Below are 24,311 nucleotides of genomic sequence, written 5' to 3'. Positions count from 1 at the left end.
GTGGCCGCCATGTTGAAAGTCAGTGTTTATCGCTACAACCCCGATCAGGACGCTTCGCCGTTCATGCAGGAATTTTCGGTCGATACCGGTGGTAAAGACCTGATGGTGCTGGACGTGCTGGCCCTCATCAAAGAGCAGGACGAGGGTTTCTCCTATCGTCGCTCTTGCCGTGAAGGTGTCTGCGGTTCCGACGGCATGAACATCAACGGCAAGAACGGCCTGGCGTGCATCACGCCACTGTCCGCCGTGGTCAAGGGTAACAAGCTGATCGTTCGTCCTCTGCCAGGTTTGCCGATTATTCGTGACCTGGTCGTCGATATGAGCATCTTCTACAAGCAATACGAGAAGGTTAAGCCTTACCTGCAGAACGACACGCCGGCTCCGGCCATCGAACGTCTGCAGTCTCCGGAAGAGCGTGAAAAGCTCGACGGTCTGTACGAGTGCATCCTGTGCGCCTGCTGCTCGACCTCGTGCCCGTCCTTCTGGTGGAACCCGGACAAGTTCCTGGGCCCGGCCGCTTTGCTGCAAGCCTACCGCTTCCTGGCAGACAGCCGTGACACCCAGACGTCCGAACGTCTGGCTTCACTGGACGACCCGTTCAGCGTATTCCGCTGCCGCGGGATCATGAACTGCGTCAACGTATGTCCCAAAGGCCTGAACCCGACTAAGGCCATCGGTCACATCCGTAACATGCTGCTGCAGAGCGGCGTGTGATACAGCTGCAGTACCCGTAACACCGTTGTACCCGTAGATGCTACGGCGCAGGCTTCAACCGGCGCCGTAGTTTTAACCTGAACAGCAGCCTAAAAGGCCGCGGTTCTTATTTTGAAGAAATGAGACAAGCAGGGGCATCCGGGCTGGTACCCGGACTATCAGCGTGATCCTAAGTGGCTTGTTTTGGTCGCTGCACTCGGACTTCTGCAAGTTTGCTCGGTGTCTTCGCCGGTGGTGTTCCCCTAACCGAGGGTGACCAAGCATGCAAGAAAGCGTGATGCAGCGCATGTGGAACAGCGCCTACCTATCCGGTAGTAACGCTGCCTATGTGGAAGAGCTCTACGAGCTCTACCTGCACGACCCTAACGCTGTGCCAGAAGAGTGGCGCACCTATTTTCAGAAGTTGCCTGCTGATGGCAACACTGCCACCGATGTTTCGCACTCGACAATTCGCGATCATTTCGTCTTGCTGGCAAAGAACCAGCGCCGCGCCCAACCGGTTTCCGCCGGCAGCGTGAGCAGTGAGCACGAGAAGAAGCAAGTTGAAGTGCTGCGACTGATCCAGGCCTACCGTATGCGTGGCCACCAGGCAGCCCAGCTTGATCCGCTGGGGCTGTGGCAGCGTCCTGCACCTGCAGACCTGTCGATCAATCACTACGGCTTGACCAATGCCGATCTTGATACGACCTTCCGTGCCGGAGACCTGTTCATCGGCAAAGAGGAAGCGAGCCTACGCGAAATTCACGAAGCGTTGCAGCAGACATATTGCCGCACCATCGGCGCTGAATTTACGCACATCGTCGATTCCGAGCAGCGCCAGTGGTTCCAGCAGCGTCTGGAAAGCGTGCGCGGCCGTCCGACCTTCTCCGCGGACATCAAGAGCCACCTGCTCGAGCGCGTTACGGCCGCTGAAGGCCTGGAAAAGTACCTGGGCACCAAGTACCCGGGCACCAAGCGTTTCGGTCTGGAAGGCGGCGAGAGCCTGATTCCGTTGCTCGACGAGTTGATCCAGCGTTCCGGTTCCTACGGCACCAAGGAAATCGTCATCGGCATGGCCCACCGTGGCCGTCTGAACGTACTGGTCAACACCTTCGGCAAGAACCCGCGTGAGCTGTTCGACGAATTCGAAGGCAAGAAAAAGGTTGAGTTGGGTTCCGGTGACGTCAAGTATCACCAGGGCTTCTCGTCCAACGTCATGACTGCCGGCGGCGAAGTCCACCTGGCAATGGCGTTCAACCCTTCCCACTTGGAAATCGTTTCGCCGGTGGTTGAAGGTTCCGTGCGTGCCCGCCAGGATCGTCGCAACGATCCGACTGGGGAAAAGGTCCTGCCGATTTCCATCCACGGTGACGCTGCATTCGCAGGTCAGGGCGTGGTCATGGAAACCTTCCAGATGTCGCAGACACGCGGCTTCAAGACGGGCGGCACGATCCACCTGGTCATCAACAACCAGGTCGGCTTTACCATCAGCAACCCGCTGGACTCGCGCTCCACCGAGTACGCCACCGACGTTGCAAAGATGATTCAGGCGCCGATCCTGCACGTTAACGGTGATGATCCGGAAGCTGTGCTGTTCGTGACCCAGCTCGCCATCGACTACCGCATGCAGTACAAGCGCGACGTGGTGATCGACCTGGTTTGCTACCGTCGTCGCGGCCACAACGAAGCGGACGAACCTAGCGGCACCCAGCCTCTGATGTACCAGCAGATCAGCAAACAGCGCACCACCCGTGAGCTGTACGCCGATCACCTGACCCAGAGCGGTGTCCTGGACATCGAGCGCGTGCAAGCGAAGATCGACGAATACCGCAACGCGCTGGATAACGGCCTGCATGTGGTAAAAAGCCTGGTCAAAGAGCCGAACAAAGAGTTGTTCGTGGACTGGCGCCCGTACCTGGGCCACGCCTGGACTGCGCGTCACGACACCCGTTTCGACCTCAAGACCCTGCAAGAGCTGTCCGCCAAGCTGCTGGAAATCCCGGAAGGCTTCGTAGTCCAGCGCCAGGTCGCGAAGATCTACGAAGACCGTCAGAAAATGCAAGCCGGCGGCCTGCCGATCAACTGGGGTTATGCCGAAACCATGGCATACGCGACCCTGGCGTTTGAAGGTCACCCGATCCGCATGACTGGCCAGGACATTGGCCGCGGTACGTTCTCGCACCGTCACGCCGTGTTGCACAACCAGAAAGACGCGGGCACCTACATCCCGCTGCAGAACCTGTACAAAGGCCAGCCACGTTTCGACCTGTACGATTCGTTCCTGTCCGAAGAAGCCGTACTGGCATTTGAATATGGTTACTCGACCACCACGCCTAATGCGTTGGTGATCTGGGAAGCCCAGTTCGGTGACTTCGCCAACGGCGCCCAAGTGGTGATCGACCAATTCATCACCAGCGGCGAGCACAAGTGGGGCCGTCTCTGCGGTCTGACCATGTTGTTGCCGCACGGTTATGAAGGTCAGGGGCCGGAACACTCCTCGGCCCGTCTGGAGCGTTACCTGCAGTTGTGCGCCGAGCACAACATCCAGGTGTGCATGCCGACCACTCCGGCCCAGATCTACCACTTGCTGCGTCGCCAGGTGATTCGCCCGCTGCGCAAGCCGCTGGTAGTCCTGACTCCTAAGTCGCTGCTGCGCCATAAACTGGCCATCTCGACCCTGGAAGATCTCGCGGAAGGTTCGTTCCAGACCGTTATCCCGGAAATCGACGCCCAGGACCCGAAAAAGGTCGAGCGCGTTGTGCTCTGCAGCGGCAAGGTCTACTACGACCTCCTGGAAAAACGCCGCGCCGAAGGTCGTGACGACATCGCCATCGTGCGTCTTGAGCAGTTGTACCCATTCCCTGAGGACGACTTGATCGAAGTCCTGGCTCCTTATTCCAACCTCAAACACATCGTTTGGTGTCAGGAAGAGCCGATGAACCAGGGTGCCTGGTACTGCAGCCAGCACCACATGCGCCGCATCATCAGTGGTCACAACAAGTCGCTCGTACTCGAGTACGCGGGCCGTGACGCTTCTGCTGCACCTGCTTGTGGTTATGCATCGATGCACGCTGAGCAGCAGGAAAAACTCCTGCAAGATGCCTTTACTGTTTAACGCCTTCGCGCTGACTGAAACCGAATTTTAAGGACCCACAGATAATGGCTATCGAAATCAAAGCCCCGTCATTCCCGGAATCGGTTGCCGATGGCACCGTTGCCACCTGGCACAAAAAACCAGGCGACGCTGTAAAGCGTGACGACCTGATCGTCGACATCGAGACCGACAAGGTTGTACTGGAAGTGTTGGCCGAAGCCGACGGCGTCCTGGGTGCCATCGTTGCCGAAGAGGGCGCTACCGTCCTTTCTAACCAGGTACTGGGTTCGATCGAGGCGGGCGGTGTTGCCGCGGCTCCCGCAGCCGCTGCTGCCGCTCCTGCACAGGCCGCTGCGCCTGCTGCCGGTGGTGAAGACGATCCTGTTGCCGCACCTGCTGCGCGCAAGCTGGCTGAAGAAAGCGGTATCAACATTGCTTCCGTTGCCGGCACCGGCAAAGGTGGTCGTGTGACCAAGGAAGACGTCGTTGCAGCCGTTGCGGCCAAGAAAGCCGCCCCGGCCGCCGCACCTGCCAAGGCTGCTGCGCCTGCCGCCGCTGCCCCGGTGTTCGCTGCCGGTGATCGCGTCGAGAAGCGTGTTCCGATGACCCGCGTTCGCGCCACCGTGGCCAAGCGCCTGGTTGAAGCCCAGTCGAACATGGCGATGCTGACTACCTTCAACGAAGTCGACATGACCGAAGTCATGGCCCTGCGTTCGAAGTACAAGGACCTGTTCGAGAAGTCCCACAACGGCGTACGCCTGGGCTTCATGTCGTTCTTCGTGAAAGCGGCCACCGAAGCGCTGAAACGCTTCCCGGCAGTCAACGCTTCGATCGATGGCGGCGATATCGTCTACCACGGCTATGCCGACGTCGGTGTTGCGGTTTCCAGCGATCGCGGTCTGGTTGTACCGGTTCTGCGTAACGCCGAACTGATGAGCCTGGCTGAAATCGAAGGTGGCATCGCCACTTTCGGTAAGAAGGCTCGCGACGGTAAGCTGTCGATGGACGAAATGACCGGTGGTACTTTCACCATCACCAACGGTGGTACATTCGGCTCGATGATGTCGACCCCGATCGTCAACCCGCCGCAAGCAGCGATCCTGGGTATGCACAACATCCTGCAACGCCCTATGGCGATCAATGGTCAGGTCGTGATCCGTCCGATGATGTACCTGGCCCTGTCCTACGATCACCGTTTGATCGATGGTAAAGAAGCCGTGACTTTCCTGGTAACCATCAAGAACCTGCTGGAAGACCCGGCTCGCTTGCTCCTGGATATCTGATAGAAGCAGCGTCAAGTTGCGAGCTGCAGGCTGTAAGAAAAATCAGCTTGGCTTGCAGCTTGACGCTAAAGCTTGTCGCTAAATAGAGGATCTATTTTCATGTCTCAGAAATTTGACGTTGTAGTGATTGGTGCGGGCCCTGGCGGCTACGTCGCGGCCATCAAGGCTGCGCAACTGGGCCTCACGACTGCCTGCATCGAGAAATACACCGACAAGGAAGGCAAGCTGGCGTTGGGCGGCACTTGCCTGAACGTAGGTTGCATTCCTTCCAAGGCGCTGCTGGACAGCTCCTGGAAATTCCACGAAGCCCAGGATGGTTTTGCCATCCACGGTATCAATCACGCAGGCGTGACCATGGACGTTGCTGCCATGGTTGGCCGCAAGGCAAATATCGTCAAAGGCCTGACCTCCGGCGTTGCGACCCTGTTCAAAGCCAATGGCGTGACTTCCCTGCAAGGCCACGGCAAGTTGCTGGCCGGCAAGAAAGTCGAGCTGACCAAGCCTGACGGTTCGGTTGAAGTGATCGAAGCCGAGCACGTGATCCTGGCCTCTGGCTCGCGTCCGATCGACATTCCACCAGCTCCAGTGGACAACAACGTCATCGTTGATTCCACCGGTGCCCTGGAATTCCAGGCCGTGCCAAAACGCCTGGGCGTGATCGGCGCTGGCGTGATTGGCCTGGAACTGGGTTCCGTCTGGTCCCGTCTGGGCGCGCAAGTGACTGTCCTGGAAGCCCTGGATACCTTCCTGATGGCTGCCGACACCGCTGTGTCCAAAGAAGCCCTGAAAACCCTGACCAAACAAGGTCTGGACATCAAGCTGGGCGCTCGCGTCACCGGCTCCAAGGTCAACGGCGAAGAAGTCGTGGTGACCTACACCGACGCCAACGGCGAACAGACCATCACCTTCGACAAGCTGATCGTAGCCGTTGGTCGCCGTCCGGTGACCACCGATCTGCTGGCGGCTGACAGCGGTGTGACCATCGACGAACGTGGCTTCATCTTCGTTGACGACCAGTGCGCGACCAGCGTTCCTGGCGTCTACGCGATCGGCGATGTGGTGCGCGGCATGATGCTGGCGCACAAGGCTTCCGAAGAAGGCATCATGGTGGCCGAGCGCATCAAGGGCCACAAAGCCCAGATGAACTACGACCTGATCCCTTCGGTTATCTACACCCATCCGGAAATCGCATGGGTCGGTAAAACCGAGCAAGCCTTGAAAGCTGAAGGCGTTGAAGTTAACGTCGGCACCTTTCCGTTCGCCGCCAGTGGCCGTGCCATGGCAGCCAACGACACCGGTGGTTTTGTCAAAGTCATCGCCGACGCCAAGACCGACCGCGTACTGGGTGTTCACGTGATCGGCCCGGGCGCTGCAGAACTGGTTCAGCAGGGCGCTATCGGTATGGAATTCGGCACCAGTGCCGAGGATATCGGCATGATGGTCTTCTCCCATCCGACCCTGTCCGAAGCGTTGCACGAAGCCGCGTTGGCGGTGAATGGCCAAGCCATCCACATCGCCAACCGCAAGAAACGCTAAGCAAGATAATAAGAAACCACGGCGGTTGCCCGTCGTGAGCCTTGCGCGCAAGACTCACCGCGGAATGTCCGCTGGACGCAGCCTTGTGTAGTTTCACCGACTGCCCGGCCTTCGGGTGGGGCAGGCGATGAAACTGCGCAAGCAGCAGTCACAGGTGGTGCGGCACTTATGAAAGTGCAGCGCCGAATGCGCAGTACCTAACGAAGACGGTAATAAGCATGAATCTTCACGAGTATCAGGGTAAGCAGCTGTTCGCTGAATACGGCCTGCCAGTATCCCAGGGTTTTGCAGTAGACACTCCGGAAGCGGCAGCAGAAGCTTGCGACAAAATCGGCGGCACCGAGTGGGTTGTCAAAGCCCAGGTCCACGCTGGTGGTCGCGGTAAAGCGGGCGGCGTAAAGCTGGTTCGCAGCAAAGAAGACGCCAAAGCATTCGCTCAACAGTGGTTGGGCAAGCGTCTGGTGACTTACCAGACTGACGCCAACGGCCAGCCAGTCACCAAGATCCTGGTTGAATCGTGCACTGATATCGCCAAAGAGCTGTACCTGGGCGCTGTCGTTGACCGTTCGAGCCGTCGCATCGTGTTCATGGCTTCCACCGAAGGTGGCGTGGACATCGAGAAAATCGCTCACGACACCCCAGAGAAAATCCTCAAGGCCACCATCGATCCACTGGTCGGCGCTCAGCCGTTCCAGGGTCGCGAGCTGGCTTTCCAGCTGGGCCTGGAAGGCAAGCAAGTGGCTCAGTTCGCCAAGATCTTCGTTGGTCTGGCCAAGCTGTTCCAGGATCACGATCTGGCCCTGCTGGAAGTGAACCCGCTGGTTATCAAGGCTGATGGCGACCTGCACTGCCTCGATGCCAAGATCAACATCGACGCCAACGCAATGTACCGCCAGCCTAAGCTGAAGACTTTCCACGATCCGTCGCAGGACGATCCGCGCGAAGCGCACGCTGCCAAGTTCGAGCTGAACTACGTAGCGCTGGAAGGCAACATCGGTTGCATGGTCAACGGTGCTGGCCTGGCCATGGGCACCATGGACATCGTCAACCTGCATGGCGGCAAGCCAGCCAACTTCCTCGACGTGGGCGGCGGCGCTACCAAGGAACGCGTTACCGAAGCGTTCAAGATCATCCTGTCCGACGCTAACGTCGCTGCAGTACTGGTCAACATCTTCGGCGGCATCGTTCGTTGCGACATGATTGCCGAAGGCATCATCGGTGCAGTGAAAGAAGTCGGCGTGAAAATCCCGGTTGTTGTTCGCCTTGAAGGCAACAACGCTGAACTGGGCGCTAAAGTACTGGCAGAAAGCGGTTTGAACATCATCGCTGCTACCAGCCTGACCGACGCTGCTCAACAAGTCGTCAAAGCTGCGGAGGGCAAATAATGAGCGTCCTGATTAACAAAGACACCAAGGTTATCTGCCAGGGCATCACCGGTTCCCAGGGTAGCTTCCACACCCAGCAAGCCCTCGAATACGGCACCAAGATGGTTGGCGGCGTGACTCCAGGCAAAGGCGGCACCGAACACCTGGGCCTGCCAGTGTTCAACACCGTGAAAGACGCTGTAGCAGCCACTGGCGCAACCGCCAGCGTGATCTACGTTCCAGCTCCTTTCTGCAAGGACTCCATCCTTGAAGCGGCGTTCGGCGGCATCAAGCTGATCGTGTGCATCACCGAAGGCATTCCTACCCTGGACATGCTGGATGCCAAGGTCAAGTGCGACGAACTGGGCGTGGTCCTGATCGGCCCTAACTGCCCAGGCGTAATCACCCCGGGCGAATGCAAGATTGGCATCATGCCAGGTCACATTCACTTGCCAGGCAAGGTCGGTATCGTTTCCCGTTCCGGCACCCTGACCTACGAAGCTGTGAAGCAGACTACTGACGCCGGTTTCGGTCAGTCGACTTGCGTCGGCATCGGCGGTGACCCGATCCCAGGCTCGAACTTCATCGACATCCTGAAACTGTTCCAGGAAGACCCGAAGACCGAAGCGATCGTGATGATCGGTGAGATCGGCGGTTCGGCTGAAGAAGAAGCGGCTGCCTACATCAAGGCAAACGTGACCAAGCCGGTTGTTTCCTACATCGCTGGTGTGACTGCCCCTGCGGGCAAGCGCATGGGCCATGCGGGCGCAATCATCTCCGGCGGCAAAGGCACTGCAGACGAGAAGTTTGCTGCCCTGGAAGACGCCGGCGTGAAAACCGTGCGTTCGCTGGCAGACATCGGCAAGGCACTGTCCGAGCTGACTGGCTGGGCGATCAAGTAAGAGCCGCCGCAAGCTGCCAGTTTTAAGCTGTAGAGAAGAGCGTTCGTTCTCTGAGTTGCAGCTTGTAGCGCTCTACTACAAAGGCCACCCCTCGGGGTGGCCTTTGTGCTTCAAGCGCAGGCGTAAGCGGCAAGTTTTGAGCTGCAAGAGAAAAGCACGTGGGCATGGTTGCCGGTTGTAGCGAGTCACGTGCTGCTTTTACAAGAACACGACATTGAGATGTCGTTTATCGGACAGTGCGCCCCCTAACAGTGCGTTTATCACGCAATTTCTGTACGCTAGCCGCCTCTTTATGCGTCTGCTCCCCACAAGGAAGTGCCGCGCTAAACGGGTCAGTCCCAAACGGACCGACAGCATTTCCCTCATCCATAGGGAAGTCCCTCTCTAAATTCCGATTCAGTAGTGTGGTATTTCCCTAAATGAAAGTGTTGAAAGGCCAGGACATCCTGGCACTTGGTTTTATGACCTTTGCCCTCTTCGTGGGCGCCGGCAACATCATCTTCCCGCCTATCGTTGGTTTGCAGTCCGGGCCTCATGTCTGGATGGCGGCGTTGGGCTTTCTGATTACCGCCGTGGGCCTACCGGTGATTACCGTCGTGGCCTTGGCCAAGGTCGGCGGTGCGATGGACGCGCTGAGTAGCCCCATCGGTAAACTGGCCGGCGGCATCCTGGCGGCGGCATGCTACCTGGCGGTCGGCCCGCTGTTCGCTACTCCGCGCACGGCCACGGTATCCTTTGAAGTGGGCCTGGCGCCGCTGACCGGTGAAAGCCCATTGGCGCTGTTCCTCTATAGCTCCGTGTACTTCTTGCTGGTGTTCTTCATCTCCCTGTACCCGGGCCGTCTGCTCGATACTGTCGGGCGTTTCCTGGCACCCTTGAAGATCATTGCCCTCGCAGCCCTGGGGATCGCCGCGTTTGCCCTGCCGGCCGGGGATGTTGGCACCGCCACCCCTGAATACGTCGCCGCACCGTTCTCTCAAGGGTTCATCAGTGGCTACCTGACCATGGATACCCTGGGCGCACTGGTATTCGGCATCGTCATCGTCAACGCCATTCGTTCCCGTGGCGTCGATTCGCCGGCGCTGATTACCCGCTACGCCATCATTGCTGGCCTGATTGCTGGCGTGGGCCTGGCGTTGGTGTACATCAGCCTGTTCCGCCTGGGTTCGGGCAGCCATGAAGTGGCGGCCGGTGCCACTAATGGCGCGGCGGTACTGCATGCCTATGTGCAGCACACTTTCGGTTCCCTGGGCAGCGGTTTCCTTGCGGTGCTGATTTCCCTGGCCTGTCTGGTGACCGCCGTGGGCCTGACCTGCGCCTGCGCCGAATACTTCAGCCGCGTGCTACCGCTGTCGTACAAAACACTGGTGGTGATCCTCGCTGCGTTCTCGCTGCTGGTTTCCAACCTGGGCCTGACCAAGTTGATCGCGTTCTCGATCCCGGTGCTGACCGCCATTTACCCGCCGTGCATCGTGCTGGTGGCCTTGAGCTTCTGCAAAGACTTCTGGCAGGAGCAGGGCCGCATTGTCGGCCCGGTGATGCTGGTGTCGTTCCTGTTCGGCCTGATCGATGCCCTCAAGGGGGCGGGCCTGGCGGGTTGGTTGCCGGCCAAGTTGAGCAACCTGCCGCTGGCCGAGCAAGGCCTGGCCTGGCTGGTGCCGTGTGTCTTCACCCTGATGCTGGCCGTAGTCTGCGACCGACTGCTGGGCAAGCGCAGCGAAGCCATCGCGTAGATCTGCCGGCCCGCCACAAGCGCGCCGAGCCGTACTGAAATGCCCCGCATCAATCGATGCGGGGCATTTTTTATGGGCGCGTGGTCGTGTCTTTTTTCGTGGGCTAACGTCGAAGGTCTGTCTGTCGGCACCGGAAGCTGCCTGGGGCCGGCCAGATTTATATTCGCCAACGTCTCACAGGGAATTGCATGTCGTTTATCCAGGCCAATCTGACCCACCTTCTCGCCGCCCTCTGGTTTGTCATCTGCTGGGGCGGGTATACCCGTTACGCCACTTGGAAGGGCCGCGACACCGCGTGCCTGGCCAGTGTCCTGCACCTGTACCGCGAAGACTGGATGCGCCGCATGCTGTTGCGTGACAACCGCATCGCCGATGCCAGCGTGATCGGCAATCTGGAGCGCAACGCCTCATTCTTCGCCTCCAGCACGCTAATTATCCTGGCGGGCATTCTGACTGTACTGGGGGCTTCCGAGCGCGCCGTATCGTTATTGGCGGACATTCCGATGGTGCAGCAGGCGTCCCAGGGCATGTCCGAGATCAAGCTGCTGTGCCTGGCGATGGTCTTCGTCTACGCCTTTTTCACCTTTAGCTGGTGCATGCGTCAGTACAACTTCGCGGCGATTCTGGTAGGTTCCGCACCCATGATCGGCGAACGCCATGTCTCCGAGCAGGAGCGCAAGGCGTTCGCGTCGCGGGCTGCCCGTGTGATCTCCATGGCTGCCAACCAGTTCAACTTTGGCCTGCGTTCCTATTACTTCGGCATGACCATGCTGGCCTGGTTCGTCAGCCCTTGGTTGTTCATGTTGATGAGTACGGGGGTGGTGCTGGTGCTCTATCGCCGCGAGTTTCATTCCGACGTTCTTGAAGTCATGGTCTATACCCCTACAGAGGCGCCCTTGCCTGATGCCAATAAAGAGGTGAATTAATGAGTATCCCGTTCTGGTGCGTGTTTATCAGTGCGTTGTTGATCTTCGTGGCCCGCATGCCGGTGGCCAAGGCGATGAAAGAGCAGGGCGGCTACAACAACCACCTGCCACGCCAGCAACAGGCGCAGTTGACCGGGTTCGGCGCCCGCGCCGTGGCGGCCCATCAAAACAGTTTCGAGGCGTTCATCCTGTTTTCCGTCGGCGTGTTGATGGCGCACACCACCCAGACCGCCGGTTGGCTGATCGATAGCCTGGCGATCATCTTTGTCATTGCGCGGGTTGTTTACTTGCTGTGCTACTGGGCTGACTTGGCATGGCAGCGCAGCCTAGTGTGGTTTGTCGGTTTAGTGTGTTCATTGTTGTTGATGCTCAGCCCGACCTTTCGCACTGTGCTGCTTTAGTTAAATCCCAGGCAAAAGAAAACCCGCACTTGGCGGGTTTCTTTTTGCAGTGCTAAAACCCGATTAGTTGGTTTTAGGGGCTTCGGCAGGGGCGGCCGGAGCGGCTTCTTCTGCGGCGGCCTTGTTCGATTCAGCCTGATCTTTGGCGGCTTCGACGTTTTCTTTCGCGGCCTCGTTCACTTTATCCTGAGCTTCGTTCATTTTTTGCTGGGCTTGCTCAGCATGTTGGTTGGCATCTTGAGCTTTGTCCTCGGATTTTTTATCGCAGGCAGCGAGACCGAGGGAAGCGGTCAACATCAAGGCAATAGCTAAAGTCTTACGCATGGGGTGTTTCTCCTTATTGAAGATATCTTCTGGCCTTTCGAGCATGGCTGCGCAGGTTAAGTTCCAGAAACCTGCAGATATATTAACTTCTTATTTCATGGAACTAACGGCCTGTGCGTTGATTGCCCTCATTCGATATTCAGCCAGCGAGTAAACCCATGGTGCAAAACCCTATTTTTGAGCGTGCGACCCGCTTTTTGTCGGCGTTGCGGCATTGCCAGGTACTGGGGATGCAGGTGCACGATGCCTCGACGGACGGCATCACGGTGATTTTGCCTTACGGCCCACAAATTGTCGGCGACCCCCAGAGTGGGGTGATTCATGGCGGCGCCATTACCTCGCTGATGGACACCGCATGTGGCATGGCCACGTTGTGCGTGCTGCCGCAGTTCGAGGTCTGCCCGACCCTGGACCTGCGCATCGACTACATGCACCCGGCCGAGCCCAATAAAGATGTCTACGGTTTTGCCGAGTGCTACCGGGTCACCACCGATGTGATCTTCGCCCGCGGCTTTGCCTACCAGGACGACCGCGAGCGCCCGGTGGCCCATGTGGTGGGCACGTTCATGCGCATGGGCAAGGGCATCAAAGGCACCCGCGGCTTTGGCGGCGCGATCAATGGCGGTGCAGCATGAGCGATCACTTCAAGGAACAACTGCAACAGGCCCACGCCCAGGGCGACTATGCCTCGCTGCTGCATCAGATCCCTTACGCCAAATTGATTGGCATCGAATGCTCACGGGTGGGGGATGAGCTGCTGTTTCGCCTGCCGGCCAACAAGGACAACATCGGCAACCCGCTACTGCCGGCCATCCACGGCGGGGTGATCGCCGGGTTCATGGAACTGGCGGCGGCCCTGCATCTGCTGGTGCTCACCGGCTCGCCGGGCGTGCCGAAGATCATCGATTTCTCCCTCGATTATCTGCGCGCCGGGCAGTTTCGCGACACCTACGCCACGTGCCAGGTATGCCGCCAGGGCCGACGGGTGGCCAACGTGGCGATTACCGCGTGGCAGAGCACGCGCGACGAGCCTATCGCCACCGCTCGGGCCCATTTCAAAATCGAAGAAGGCTGATCTTCGCTTCACCCCTTGAAATCCCTACCCAAGCCCCCAACTTTGATGACAACCCGCCGCCAACCCGCAAGGGCGCGGCCACTGCCATCCAATTGGAGTTTGATAACCATGAGTGTGGAAACTCAAAAGGAAACCCTGGGCTTCCAGACCGAGGTGAAGCAACTGCTGCACCTCATGATCCATTCGCTGTATTCCAACAAGGAAATCTTCCTTCGCGAATTGATCTCGAACGCCTCTGACGCTGTCGACAAATTACGCTTCGAAGCCCTCTCCCAGCCTGAGTTGCTGGAAGGTGGCGCCGAACTGAAAATCCGTGTGAGCTTCGACAAGGACGCCAAGACCGTCACCCTCGAAGACAACGGTATCGGCATGAGCCGCGACGATGTGATTACCCACCTGGGTACCATCGCCAAATCCGGCACGGCCGACTTCATGAAGAACCTTTCCGGCGATCAAAAGAAAGACTCCCACCTCATCGGCCAATTCGGCGTGGGCTTCTATTCTGCGTTCATCGTGGCCGACCAGGTTGAAGTGTTCAGCCGCCGCGCCGGCCTGCCTGCCAGCGAAGGCGTGCATTGGTCGTCCAAGGGCGAGGGCGAATTTGAAGTCGCCACCGTCGAAAAGGCTGATCGCGGTACGCGTATCGTCCTGCACCTCAAGTCCGGCGAAGACGAATTCGCCGATGGCTGGCGCCTGCGCAACATCATCAAGAAGTATTCCGACCACATCGCCCTGCCGATCGAGTTGCCCAAGGAAGCCACCCCCGCCGAAGGCGAAGAGGCGCCGGCCCTGGAATGGGAAACCGTCAACCGCGCCAGCGCCCTGTGGACCCGTCCGCGCACCGAGGTCAAAGACGAGGAATACCAGGAGTTCTACAAGCACATCGCCCACGACTTCGAGAACCCGCTGAGCTGGAGCCACAACAAGGTCGAAGGCAAGCTCGAATACAGCTCGCTGCTCTACGTGCCGGCCCGCGCGCCGTTTGACCTGTACCAGCGTGAAGCGCCTAAAGGCCTGAAGCTGTACGTGCAGCGCGTGTTCGTGATGGACCAGGCTGAGTCGTTCCTGCCGCTGTACCTGCGCTTCATCAAAGGTGTGGTCGACTCCAACGACCTGTCGCTGAACGTCTCGCGGGAAATCCTGCAGAAAGACCCGATCATCGACTCCATGAAGTCGGCGCTGACCAAACGCGTCCTCGACATGCTGGAAAAACTGGCGAAGAACGAGCCTGAGCAATACAAGGGCTTCTGGAAGAACTTCGGCCAGGTGATGAAAGAAGGCCCGGCCGAAGATTTCGCCAACAAGGAAAAAATCGCCGGCCTGCTGCGCTTCGCTTCCACCCACGGCAACGACGGCGAGCAAGTGGTTTCCCTGGGTGAATACCTGGCTCGCGCCAAGGAAGGCCAGGACAAGATCTACTTCCTCACCGGCGAGAAGTACGAAGCGGTCAAGGACAGCCCGCACCTGGAGGTCTTCCGCAAGAAAGGCATCGAAGTGCTGCTGCTCACCGACCGCATCGACGAGTGGCTGATGAGCTACCTCAACGAGTTCGACGGCAAGAGTTTTGTCGACGTGGCGCGCGGCGACCTGGACCTGGGCAACCTGGACTCCGAGGAAGACAAGAAAGCCGCCGAGGAAGTGGCCAAGACCAAGGAAGGCCTGGTGGAGCGGATCAAGACCGCCCTGGGCGATGCCGTCAGCGAAGTGCGGGTGTCCCATCGCCTGACCGATTCGCCGGCGATCCTGGCCATTGGCGAGCAGGACCTGGGCCTGCAAATGCGCCAGATCCTCGAAGCCAGTGGGCAGAAAGTGCCGGATTCCAAGCCCATCTTCGAGTTCAACCCGACTCATCCGCTGATCGAGAAACTCGACAGCGAGCAGAGCGAAGAGCGTTTTGGCGACCTGTCGCACATCCTCTTCGACCAGGCGGCCCTTGCGGCCGGCGACAGCCTGAAAGACCCGGCGGCCTATGTGCGCCGACTGAACAAGCTGTTGGTCGAACTCTCGGTTTGACCCGGTAGGTAGTAGAAAAAACCCGCTTCGGCGGGTTTTTTCATGGGGGCTGGTTCGATGGCCCAACCACCCGGTTCTGTGCTGGCCCGCCGCGGCGCCAGCAGCAAAACGTTCCCTTACTGACTAAACGCGCCTTCGGACAAGTGGGTTTCCACGGTCACTTGCGCGGTGGTCATCAACTTGTGGATCGGGCAGCGGTCGGCGACGCGGTGCAGTTCTTCGCGCTGCGCATCGGTGAGTACGCCCTTGAGGGTCAGCTTGACGTGCAGGGCGTACTTGCCTTGCTGCTCCTGGCTATTGTCGTGCTTGAGCTCCACCGTGACCCCGGTCAGCGGGATGTCTTTTTTCTGCGCGTAGAGCTTGAGGGTCAGGGCCTTGCAGGCGCCTAGCGCGGCGTCGAAATAATCGTGGGGATCGGGGGCGGTGCCTTCGCCGCCGGCGGTCTTGGGCAGGTCAGTGAAGACTTCATGGTCATCGATCTGGATGCTGTGGCGAAAACCTTCGCTGGACTCGGTATTGACGGTAATGGTCATGGGGCACCTCATTGGCAGTAGGAAAGGTCGCGCAGCGTTGTAGCCTGTCGCGGTATTAAGCAGCTGTTGTTATAGAGCATCCCTGTGCCCGAGCGTTCCTCTTTTTTCTGCTGAACCCTGGGGCGCGGGCGGCGGTCTACCTTGCTCCTGTCTTTGTGGAGATTGCCCGTGGTCGCGACCCGGTTGAGCCTGGCCTGTGTGTTGGCCCTTTGTTCCGTGTTCGCCAGCGCCCGCGAATACCGCTACAGCGACGCCCATCTGCATTACGTGGATTTCTTCCAGGAATCGGCGGGCATGAACGCGTTGCTTGAGGCCATGGCGAAAAATCGCATCGAGCACGTGATGATTTCCGGCGTGCCTGTGGCCAAGAAATGGCACGAAGACGAACCCAAGCGCCCGCGCTACTACGCCGGTGACGACGCCGATGCGTACTGGTACAGCGCCACTGACGTGATAGTCGCGGCGGCGGTGAGCAAGTTGCCGGCGGACAAGCGCCCGTACTTCCATCCGTTCCTGTCCGGTTTCAACCCCAACGACAAAAACAGTGACGCCCATATCCAGCGCATGCTCGACCTCAACCCCGGGCTGTGGCAGGGCATCGGCGAAGTGTTCACCCGCCACGACGACCTCACCGCCCTGACCTCCGGCGATACGCCCCGGGCCAACAATGAGGCGATGACGCGGATCTATCATTTGGCGGCGGAAAACGATTTGCCGGTGTTGCTGCATTCCAACATCACCTCCAAGCGTGAGAAAAACCCGCTTTACCTGGCTGAAATCGAACAGCCTCTGCGCAACCACCCTCACACGCGCTTCATTTGGGCCCACGCCGGCACCAGCCTGGAAATCCACCGGCACCAAGTGCAGATGGACTTTTTGCTGCCCACCCTGACACGGTTGCTGGAGAGCTATCCCAATTTGTATGTGGACCTGTCTTGGAGCGTGCTCAGGCCTTACTTGCTGGATAAGGCGGGTAAGCCACGGCCGCAGTGGCTGGCGCTGGTAGAGCGCTTCCCGGAGCGCTTCATGCTGGGGTCGGATGTGGTAGGGCGCTTCAACAAATTGGGTGAGGAAATGCACAGCTTCGACCCGTTCCTCGATGCCCTGCCAGAAGCGGTGGCGCGTAAGGTGGCGCGGGATAACTTCTTGGCGATTTTGCCGCGCAAACGTTGATGTCGCTTTGTCATCAGTTCGTCATGCCTACGTCATAAGCTCGCGCTCAATTTCAATCAAGGAGCGCGCTATGTCTTTTTTTCGTTTAACCAGTCTGGCGGCGCTGTTGCTGGCCAGTGGCTTGGCCAGCGCCCAGGTGCGCGTCGAAGGGCCGGTGGAGTATGGCGTGTTTGCCGGTGCCAAGGCCGACCTGCAAGCCGGGGAGCGCGTGCTGCGGCGCAGTAACGAGACCATCGAGCGCACTGACATAGTCCCGGCCAAATTGGGTACCAAGTTTGGCCTGCGGTATCAGTTGCTGGGCAAGGTCGAGTCGGAGCAGCCGTTGACCCTGTTGTATTTCACCCCAGGCATCCAGACCCCCGACGGCCAGCGCCACGACAAACTCGAAGTGGTGCAGAAACTGGTGCCGGGTGCGCCCCAGGATGTGATGGCCTTCGAGTTCACCGAAAACCACGAAGTGGTGCGTGGTGAGTGGCGGTTTATGGTGTTCCAGGGCGACCGCTTGCTGGCGCAGCAGCGCTTCACGGTGCGCTGAGGCCAGGCGCCGCCCGATTCGGAGTGCTTGGGCACTTTGATATCACGTTTTCGTCTTACGCAAATCTCCTTTGGGCCGATACCTTCAAGAGCAGCCAACTGCATGGATGATGCAGCGCTTTTGGAAGGAACCAGAGGATGAGTATCAGGAATCTCAATATCGCACCCCGGGCAGGCCTGGGGTTCGGGTTGTTGGCGTTGATGGTGTTTGGCTTGGGGGCGTTTGCCCTGATGCAGATGTCCAACATGCGCGAGCAGTCGGACGAGGTGGACAACAACTGGTTGCCCAGCGTGATGGCGGTCGGCGAGATCAACCAAGACCTGCTGCGGGTGCGGGCCCTGACCATGAGGTTGCTGATTAACCGCGACCCCCAGGCGCTGGCCAGCAACGAAAGCAAACTCAATGACGTCAAGCGCAACTTGGGTGCCGCCCAGAAGCGCTATGAAGCCCTGATTGTGCTGCCCCGCGAGCGGGAGCTATTTGATCGCTTTCAGGCCAAGGAAAAAACCTATCTCCAGCACCAAGGCGAAGTGATGGCCCTGTCCGCCCGCAACCAGGTGCCCGAGGCGGTGACTGAACTCAACGGTGAAATGAGCCAAATGGCCGATGAGTTGGCCGTAACCCTCAATGAACTGCTCGACTTGAACCGCAGCAATGCCAACCAGGCCACGGTGCTGGCCCGCGATGTATTCAGCGAATCGCGCAGATGGGTGATTGGCATGGTGCTGGTGACGGGGGTGATGACCATTGCCCTGGCCTTGTTGCTGACCCGTAGCATCGTGGTGCCGCTGTCCCAGTCACTGAAATTGGCTGAGGGGGTGGCCGAGGGCGACCTGACCGGCGACATTGCCATCAGCGGCAAGGACGAGCCGGCCCGTCTGTTGCAGGCCCTCAAGACCATGCAGCAGAGCCTGCGTGACACCATCCGGCGTATCTCCGAATCTTCCAGCCAATTGGCCTCGGCCTCCGAGGAGCTCAGTTGCGTGACCGAGGACGCCACCCGTGGCTTGCATCAGCAGAGCCAGGAAATCGAGCAAGCAGCGACGGCGGTCAACCAGATGACGGCGGCGGTGGAGGAGGTGGCGAGCAACGCGGTGGCCACCAGCGAGGCGTCACGCGAATCCGACCGCATCGCCCGCCATGGCCGCGAGCAGGTGCACCAGACCGTGCTGTCCATCGAGTCCCTGGCCGATGACGTCAATACCAACGTAGAGCGGGTTGGTGACCTGGCGCAGAAGGTCTATGGCATCAGCAAGGTACTGGATGTGATCCGCGCCATTGCCGAGCAGACCAACCTGCTGGCCCTGAACGCCGCCATCGAGGCTGCGCGGGCGGGGGACGCCGGGCGCGGTTTTGCGGTGGTGGCCGATGAGGTGCGGGCGCTGGCCCACCGCACCCAGCAGTCGACCCGGGAAATCGAACTGATGATCGGTGGTATCCAGCAGGGTACGGAGGAGGCGGTCAGTTCCATGCAGCAGAGCAACTCCCGCGCCCATACCACCCTGGAAGTGGCGAAGGCAGCAGGCGTGGCGCTGGAGGATATCGCCACGGCCTTCACCCAGATCAACGAACGTAACCTGGTGATCGCCAGCGCCTCGGAGCAACAGGCTGCGGTGGCCCGGGAGGTGGACCGCAACCTGATGAATATCCGCGACCTGGCGATGCAGAGCTCGGCGGGCGCCAACCAGACCAGCGCCGCCAGCCAGGAGTTGTCACGCCTGGCGGTGGACTTGAACACGATGGTGGCGCGGTTTTCGGTGTAGTCGGTGCCTGTGGGCTCGCGCCGTTATCGCGGGCACTGGTGCTGTTTTGTGGGAGCGCGATTCAGGTGCCGGATATGGCTCCCCCCAAAAAAAAACGCCCCGAACCAGTCGGGGCGTTTTCAATCGCGGGGCTTGGCTTACTTGCCCTGCCAGCGTTGCAGCACCAGCGTGGCGTTGGTGCCGCCGAAGCCGAAGCTGTTGCTCATCACGTTGTTGAGCGTGACGTTTTCGCGGGTCTTGGTCAGGATCGGCATGTCCGCGACAGCCGGGTCCAGTTCCTCGATGTTGGCGGAGCCGGCAATGAAGTTGCCTTCCATCATCAGTAGGCAGTAGATCGCTTCGTGAACGCCAGCGGCGCCCAGGGAGTGACCCGACAGGCTCTTGGTGGAGCTGATGGCCGGGGCGTTGGCGCCGAACACTTCGCGCACGCCTTCCATTTCCTTGGCGTCGCCCACTGGCGTGGAGGTGCCGTGGGTGTTGAGGTAGTCGATCGGGCCGTCAACGGTGGACATTGCCATCTGCATGCAGCGGATGGCGCCTTCGCCGCTTGGCGCGACCATGTCGTAGCCGTCGGAAGTGGCGCCATAGCCGACGATTTCGGCGTAGATCTTCGCGCCACGGGCCAGGGCGTGTTCCAGTTCCTCGACCACTACCATGCCGCCGCCGCCAGCGATGACGAAGCCATCGCGGTTCTTGTCGTAGGCGCGGGAGGCTTTTTCCGGGGTTTCGTTGTACTGGCTGGACAGGGCGCCCATGGCGTCGAACAGGAACGATTGGCTCCAGTGTTCTTCTTCACCGCCACCGGCAAAGACGATGTCCTGCTTGCCCATCTGGATCTGCTCGACCGCGGTACCGATGCAGTGAGCACTGGTGGCGCAGGCGGAGGAGATCGAGTAGTTCAGGCCTTTGATCTTGAACGGCGTGGCCAGGCAGGCGGACACCGTGCTGCCCATGGTCCGGGTGACGCGGTACGGGCCGACGCGCTTGACGCCTTTTTCGCGCAGGATGTCCAGCGCTTCCATCTGGTTGAGGGTCGACGCACCGCCGGAGCCGGCGATCAGGCCGGTACGCGGGTTGGACACCTGCTCGTCGGTCAGGCCAGCGTCGCTGATGGCGTCTTTCATGGCCAGGTAGGCGTAGGCGGCGGCGTGACCGACGAAGCGGTAGATCTTGCGATCGATCAGTTCTTCGAGGGGCAGGTCAATGGAGCCGGAAACCTGGCTACGCAGACCCATTTCGGCATATTCCGGGTTGAAACGGATGCCAGGGCGACTTGCACGCAGGTTAGCGGAGACGGTCTCTTTGTCATTGCCCAGGCAGGAAACGATGCCCAGACCAGTGATTACGACGCGGCGCATGCGGATAACCCTTAGAAGTTGTCAGTGGAGGTGAAAACGCCGACCCGAAGGCCTTCGGCGGTGTAGATTTCGCGGCCGTCGACACTGACCGAGCCATCGGCGATGGCCAGGTTCAGCTTGCCCTTGAGCACGCGCTTGATCTGAATGTTATAGGTGACTTTCTTGGCGGTCGGCAGGACCTGGCCGAAGAACTTCACTTCGCCAGAACCCAGGGCGCGGCCGCGGCCCGGCAGGCCTTGCCAGCCGAGGAAGAAGCCGACCAGTTGCCACATGGCATCCAGGCCCAGGCAGCCGGGCATGACCGGGTCGCCCTCGAAGTGGCAGGCGAAGAACCACAGGTCCGGGGTGATATCCAACTCGGCGACCAATTCACCTTTGCCGTACTTGCCACCCTCTTCGCTGATATGGGTGATGCGATCCACCATCAGCATGTTCGGGGCGGGCAATTGCGCGTTACCCGGGCCGAACAGCTCACCGCGACTGCAGCGCAGCAGTTCTTCCCGAGTAAAGGCGTTTTGTTTGGTCATGCGAGCTCCTCAATAATCCCATGCGGCAGGTGGGGCGAATCTTCCCAGGCGCCCGGAGCGGTGATGCCCCGAGCCGGTAGCCTACTCATAGACTATTGCGTTGTAGTGAAAGTCACAGCACCAAGGACATGAATGTACACTTGTGCACTGAAATTTTTATTCAAGCCCTTTTAGAGGCCCGTTAGGGTGCCTAAGACTGCCGCACTTTCGTCTTTCACGCCAGTCGCAGATCGATGAAAGCTCTGTGCTACCGCACCCAGCGCTGCAAAATCTGCTGCAAGTCAGTGCGTTTGAACGGCTTGGCCAGGTAATCGTTCATTCCCGCCCGCAGGCAGGCTTCGCGGTCGCCCTGCAGGGCATTGGCGGTCAGGGCGATGATTGGCAGTTCGGCGCAACCGGGCAGTTGGCGGATTTGCCGGGTGGCCTCGTAGCCGTCGATCAGCGGCAAGCGACAGTCCATCAGGATCGCCTCGAAGATCAGACTCTCGGCGCTGCGCACCGCTTGCTCGCCATCGGTGGCGACGCTGACGGTAAAGCCCAGGCTGCGCAACATGGCTTCTATTACGGTTTGGTTGACCGGGTTGTCTTCCACCAGCAGCACATTGCGCCCTTCGCCGTGCGCCTTGGCGCTGAGGGTGCGTGGAACGAGCGACGGCAGGGGCCGGCGGCACAGTTCCAGGGGGATTTGCAGGGTAAACACCGAACCCCGGCCCTCCTCGCTCTGGGCGCGCAGGGTGCCACCCATGCGTTCAGCCAGTGTGCGGGCGATGGGCAGGCCCAGGCCGGTGCCGCCGTAGCGCCGGGAGATTGAGCTGTCGGCCTGCTGGAAGGCGTTGAACATCAGTTCCAGGCTCTGCTTGGAAATGCCAATGCCGCTGTCGCTGACGCTGCAGGTGAACCACAGCAGGTCGTGGTCCAGGATTTGCCATTGCGGGGCAATGGTGACGCGGCCCTGCTCGGTGAACTTCAGCGCGTTACCCACCAGGTTGACCAATATTTGCCGGATGCGCGTCGGATCGCCGCATACCTCCAGTGCCTGCATGCCGGCGGGAATGTCTACCTCCAGGCTCAGGCCACGCTGCGTGGCGTCGTGGGCGAAGGCCTGGGCGCAGCTGTTAATCAGCTCGGCAAGGTTGAACGGGATGTGCTCCAGTTCCAGGGTCGTGCGTTCAATGCGTGAGAAGTCGAGGATGTCGTTGATGACCTTGAGCAAGTGCTCGGTGGATTCGCAGGCCAGGGCCGCGTACTCGATCTGCTCCTCGGTCAACTCGGTGGTTTCGAGCAGTTGCAGCATGCCCAGCACGCCATTCATCGGCGTGCGCAGTTCGTGGCTCATCATGGCCAGGAAATCGGACTTGGCATTGTTGGCCCGTTCGGCTTCTTCGCGGGTCTGGATCAGTTGCGCCATGGCCTGCTGCTGCTCGCGGCTGGCCTGGTCCAGGCCTCGGGCGAGGTTGTTGATGTGTTTGGCCAGGCTACCCAGTTCGGCATCGTCCACCACCGGCAGCGGTTTGCTGTAGTCGCCCTGTTGGATGGCCTTGACCGCCGTGCCCATGGCGCTGATCGGCTGCGCCAGGCTCGCCGCCAGGCGTCGGGCCAGGAGGAAGGTGAACAGCAGGGCGAACAATGCCAGCACCGCCGCTTTCAAGAGGATTTCCTGTTGGCGCTGGCTAAAGGCGTCATTGGACATGCCGACAATCACCCGCCCCAGGTAATCCTCGGCGGGTGCGCCGGGAGCGGCGCCACGGTTCTGGAAAAAGTCATTGTTCAAGGCGATGCGCTGCAAGCGTACCGGCGCCTGGAAAACCTCGACTTGCTGGGACAGGTTGTGGGTGTCGGAAGGGCGCTCGACGTACACCAGAATATTGTTGGCCCGGTCCTGCACCTCTAGAAAGCGCACGTGGGGGATCGACAGGGTCGCTTGCAGCAAGCTCTCCAGCACTTCGTTGTTGCCGGAAATCACCCCGTACTCGGTGGCCGGGGCCAACTGGTTGGCGATCAATTGGCCGGTGTGGTTGAGCTCTTGGCGCAAATCCTGGATGCGCACGAAGGTGAAGAAGCTGACCAGCAACAGGGTCAGCAACAGCGCCGGGCCGACGCTGATGACCTGGGTGCGGGTATGGATGTCCCAACGGCGACGCAAGGTCATGGGCGCTGCTCTCCTTCGGCCAGCCGGGTGGCCATGGCGGGCTCATCGATCGGTTCCAGCCCCAGGGAGCGTGCCACCTGAGGGTTGCTCTGCACTTTGAATTGCGTCGGGTAGAGGCTGCGCGGCCATTGGCTGGGAGGGCGGTCGAGCAGGGTGTCGAGCACAGCGAGCCAATCGTCCTGGTCGCTGTAGGTGCTGGCCAGGGCGCCGGCCTTGACGAAACCGGCGTTGGGTCCGATCAGCGCCTGCTGGCGGGCGTAGGTGCTGAGCAGCAGGTTTTTCGCGGTTTTGGAGTTGTACAACTGCGGATCGTCCAGGCCCAGCAGCACATCGCTGCTGCCCAGCACATGTTGCAAGGGGCGGCTGTCGGCGATGTTGTCCCAGCGCTGGGCCACCAGTTCCAGGCCCATGGGGCCGGCCAGGTGATGCAGTTCGCGCAGCAGGAATTCGCTGCCGTCGCTGTACAGCACGCCCACCCGCTTGGCCTGTGGCAGGAGTTGGCGGGTCAGGCGCAGTTGCCGCGCCAGGGGCGGGTCGCTCCACAGCAGGCTGAGCCTGGGCGGCACCTGCTCGCCCAGGCGTTGGCGCGCTTGCAGGCGGCTGATGCGCAGCACCAGGGTCGCCGGGCCGCGGTGCTCTTGTAGGCGCCAGTCCAGGCTCGGCGGGTCGAGCAGGATCAGCCGCGTGTCGGCGGCCAGCCTGCCAGGCGCGGGGGCGTCGGCCAGGGGCTGGAAGCGCACGCTGTCGGCGGGGCGCAGGTCCCGCAGGGCCTGGGTGAACGCGGCGATGCCGTCGTTGTGTTGTGCGCCCACCAGCAGGATGTCGGCACCGCGCGCGCCGAGGCTGGCGATCACGCAGGCTAGCGCCAGGCCGAGGGTGCCGAGCCTGCGTCGCACAATAGATGCCACTCGTGACCGCTGGGCGCCCAT

21 protein-coding genes and 1 pseudogene are annotated in these 24,311 nt (G+C 60.2%); 16 read left to right on the top strand and 6 right to left on the bottom strand.

What is annotated here, in order from left to right; all coding sequences use genetic code 11:
* Nucleotides 1-9 precede the first annotated feature (9 nt).
* From CKW13_RS20685 to CKW13_RS20645, 9 genes are all read left to right on the top strand, one after another.
* Nucleotides 10-714, top strand: a complete 705-nt coding sequence (locus CKW13_RS20685) for a succinate dehydrogenase iron-sulfur subunit (RefSeq protein WP_095110708.1) — start codon at nt 10-12, stop codon at nt 712-714.
* 262 nt (nt 715-976) lie between these two features.
* Nucleotides 977-3,808 (top strand): 2-oxoglutarate dehydrogenase E1 component, encoded by a 2,832-nt coding sequence (locus CKW13_RS20680; protein WP_095110631.1) that lies wholly within the window; start codon nt 977-979, stop codon nt 3,806-3,808.
* Between the two features lie 44 nt (nt 3,809-3,852).
* A complete protein-coding gene (gene odhB, locus CKW13_RS20675; RefSeq protein WP_095110630.1) occupies nt 3,853-5,070 on the top strand; it encodes a 2-oxoglutarate dehydrogenase complex dihydrolipoyllysine-residue succinyltransferase in 1,218 nt (405 codons plus the stop codon).
* Between the two features lie 99 nt (nt 5,071-5,169).
* Nucleotides 5,170-6,606, top strand: coding sequence for a dihydrolipoyl dehydrogenase (lpdA, locus tag CKW13_RS20670; RefSeq protein WP_095110629.1), 1,437 nt, complete (start codon nt 5,170-5,172; stop codon nt 6,604-6,606).
* A 218-nt stretch (nt 6,607-6,824) separates the two neighbouring features.
* The gene (gene sucC / locus CKW13_RS20665) at nt 6,825-7,991 is read left to right on the top strand and encodes an ADP-forming succinate--CoA ligase subunit beta (protein WP_095110628.1); all 1,167 of its coding nucleotides are present in this window, start codon (nt 6,825-6,827) and stop codon (nt 7,989-7,991) included.
* On the top strand, nt 7,991-8,872 hold the full coding sequence (gene sucD / locus CKW13_RS20660; protein WP_020299222.1) for a succinate--CoA ligase subunit alpha: 882 nt from the start codon (nt 7,991-7,993) through the stop codon (nt 8,870-8,872). The genes sucC and sucD overlap by 1 nt, the downstream gene beginning before the upstream one ends.
* 419 nt (nt 8,873-9,291) lie before the next feature.
* The gene (gene brnQ, locus CKW13_RS20655) at nt 9,292-10,605 is read left to right on the top strand and encodes a branched-chain amino acid transport system II carrier protein (protein ID WP_095110627.1); all 1,314 of its coding nucleotides are present in this window, start codon (nt 9,292-9,294) and stop codon (nt 10,603-10,605) included.
* Between the two features lie 188 nt (nt 10,606-10,793).
* Nucleotides 10,794-11,531, top strand: a complete 738-nt coding sequence (locus CKW13_RS20650) for a DUF599 domain-containing protein (protein WP_095110626.1) — start codon at nt 10,794-10,796, stop codon at nt 11,529-11,531.
* The gene (locus CKW13_RS20645) at nt 11,531-11,932 is read left to right on the top strand and encodes an MAPEG family protein (protein ID WP_095110625.1); all 402 of its coding nucleotides are present in this window, start codon (nt 11,531-11,533) and stop codon (nt 11,930-11,932) included. The genes CKW13_RS20650 and CKW13_RS20645 overlap by 1 nt, the downstream gene beginning before the upstream one ends.
* 63 nt (nt 11,933-11,995) lie before the next feature.
* On the opposite strand, the gene CKW13_RS20640 is transcribed toward CKW13_RS20645, so the two are convergent.
* The gene (locus CKW13_RS20640) at nt 11,996-12,256 is read right to left on the bottom strand and encodes a hypothetical protein (protein WP_095110624.1); all 261 of its coding nucleotides are present in this window, start codon (nt 12,254-12,256) and stop codon (nt 11,996-11,998) included.
* 158 nt (nt 12,257-12,414) lie between these two features.
* On the opposite strand from CKW13_RS20640, the gene CKW13_RS20635 reads away from it, so the two are divergent.
* From CKW13_RS20635 to htpG, 3 genes are all read left to right on the top strand, one after another.
* Nucleotides 12,415-12,891, top strand: a complete 477-nt coding sequence (locus CKW13_RS20635) for a PaaI family thioesterase (RefSeq protein ID WP_095110623.1) — start codon at nt 12,415-12,417, stop codon at nt 12,889-12,891.
* Complete coding sequence (locus tag CKW13_RS20630) at nt 12,888-13,331, top strand: PaaI family thioesterase (protein WP_095110622.1); 444 nt, start codon at nt 12,888-12,890, stop codon at nt 13,329-13,331. The genes CKW13_RS20635 and CKW13_RS20630 overlap by 4 nt, the downstream gene beginning before the upstream one ends.
* Before the next feature lie 108 nt (nt 13,332-13,439).
* A complete protein-coding gene (gene htpG, locus CKW13_RS20625; RefSeq protein ID WP_095110621.1) occupies nt 13,440-15,344 on the top strand; it encodes a molecular chaperone HtpG in 1,905 nt (634 codons plus the stop codon).
* A 116-nt stretch (nt 15,345-15,460) separates the two neighbouring features.
* On the opposite strand, the gene CKW13_RS20620 is transcribed toward htpG, so the two are convergent.
* Nucleotides 15,461-15,877, bottom strand: coding sequence for an OsmC family protein (locus CKW13_RS20620; RefSeq protein ID WP_095110620.1), 417 nt, complete (start codon nt 15,875-15,877; stop codon nt 15,461-15,463).
* A gap of 168 nt (nt 15,878-16,045) precedes the next feature.
* Here CKW13_RS20620 and CKW13_RS20615 point away from each other — a divergent pair, with 168 nt between their 5' ends.
* The 4 genes and pseudogenes from CKW13_RS20615 to CKW13_RS25045 all read left to right on the top strand — a co-directional run bounded on the left by CKW13_RS20615 (nt 16,046) and on the right by CKW13_RS25045 (nt 19,348).
* The gene (locus tag CKW13_RS20615; RefSeq protein WP_095110619.1) at nt 16,046-17,050 is read left to right on the top strand and encodes an amidohydrolase family protein; all 1,005 of its coding nucleotides are present in this window, start codon (nt 16,046-16,048) and stop codon (nt 17,048-17,050) included.
* Nucleotides 17,051-17,120: 70 nt separating this feature from the next.
* Nucleotides 17,121-17,585, top strand: a complete 465-nt coding sequence (locus CKW13_RS20610) for a DUF3859 domain-containing protein (protein ID WP_095110618.1) — start codon at nt 17,121-17,123, stop codon at nt 17,583-17,585.
* A gap of 137 nt (nt 17,586-17,722) precedes the next feature.
* Nucleotides 17,723-18,493 (top strand): annotated as a pseudogene (locus tag CKW13_RS25050) (MCP four helix bundle domain-containing protein); the annotation flags it as partial.
* Complete coding sequence (locus tag CKW13_RS25045) at nt 18,485-19,348, top strand: methyl-accepting chemotaxis protein (protein WP_371856249.1); 864 nt, start codon at nt 18,485-18,487, stop codon at nt 19,346-19,348. The pseudogene CKW13_RS25050 and the gene CKW13_RS25045, both read left to right, overlap by 9 nt.
* 137 nt (nt 19,349-19,485) lie before the next feature.
* On the opposite strand, the gene fabB is transcribed toward CKW13_RS25045, so the two are convergent.
* The 4 genes from fabB to CKW13_RS20585 form a co-directional block, all read right to left on the bottom strand.
* Nucleotides 19,486-20,706, bottom strand: a complete 1,221-nt coding sequence (gene fabB, locus CKW13_RS20600) for a beta-ketoacyl-ACP synthase I (RefSeq protein WP_095110616.1) — start codon at nt 20,704-20,706, stop codon at nt 19,486-19,488.
* Nucleotides 20,707-20,717: 11 nt separating this feature from the next.
* Nucleotides 20,718-21,233 (bottom strand): 3-hydroxyacyl-[acyl-carrier-protein] dehydratase FabA, encoded by a 516-nt coding sequence (gene fabA / locus CKW13_RS20595; RefSeq protein ID WP_095110615.1) that lies wholly within the window; start codon nt 21,231-21,233, stop codon nt 20,718-20,720.
* Between the two features lie 247 nt (nt 21,234-21,480).
* Nucleotides 21,481-23,382 carry an ATP-binding protein gene (locus CKW13_RS20590; RefSeq protein ID WP_095110614.1) on the bottom strand — a complete coding sequence of 634 codons (1,902 nt, stop codon included), beginning with the start codon at nt 23,380-23,382 and terminating at the stop codon, nt 21,481-21,483.
* Entirely contained in the window at nt 23,379-24,311 is a 933-nt protein-coding gene (locus CKW13_RS20585) for an ABC transporter substrate-binding protein (protein ID WP_095110613.1), read from the bottom strand. Before CKW13_RS20585 ends, CKW13_RS20590 begins: the two co-directional genes overlap by 4 nt.

Origin of the sequence: Pseudomonas sp. Irchel 3E20, assembly GCF_900187645.1 — a bacterium.
Lineage (GTDB): Bacteria > Pseudomonadota > Gammaproteobacteria > Pseudomonadales > Pseudomonadaceae > Aquipseudomonas.
Note: the sequence above shows the minus strand (reverse complement) of the source record. Positions and strands in the feature narration are given on the sequence as shown.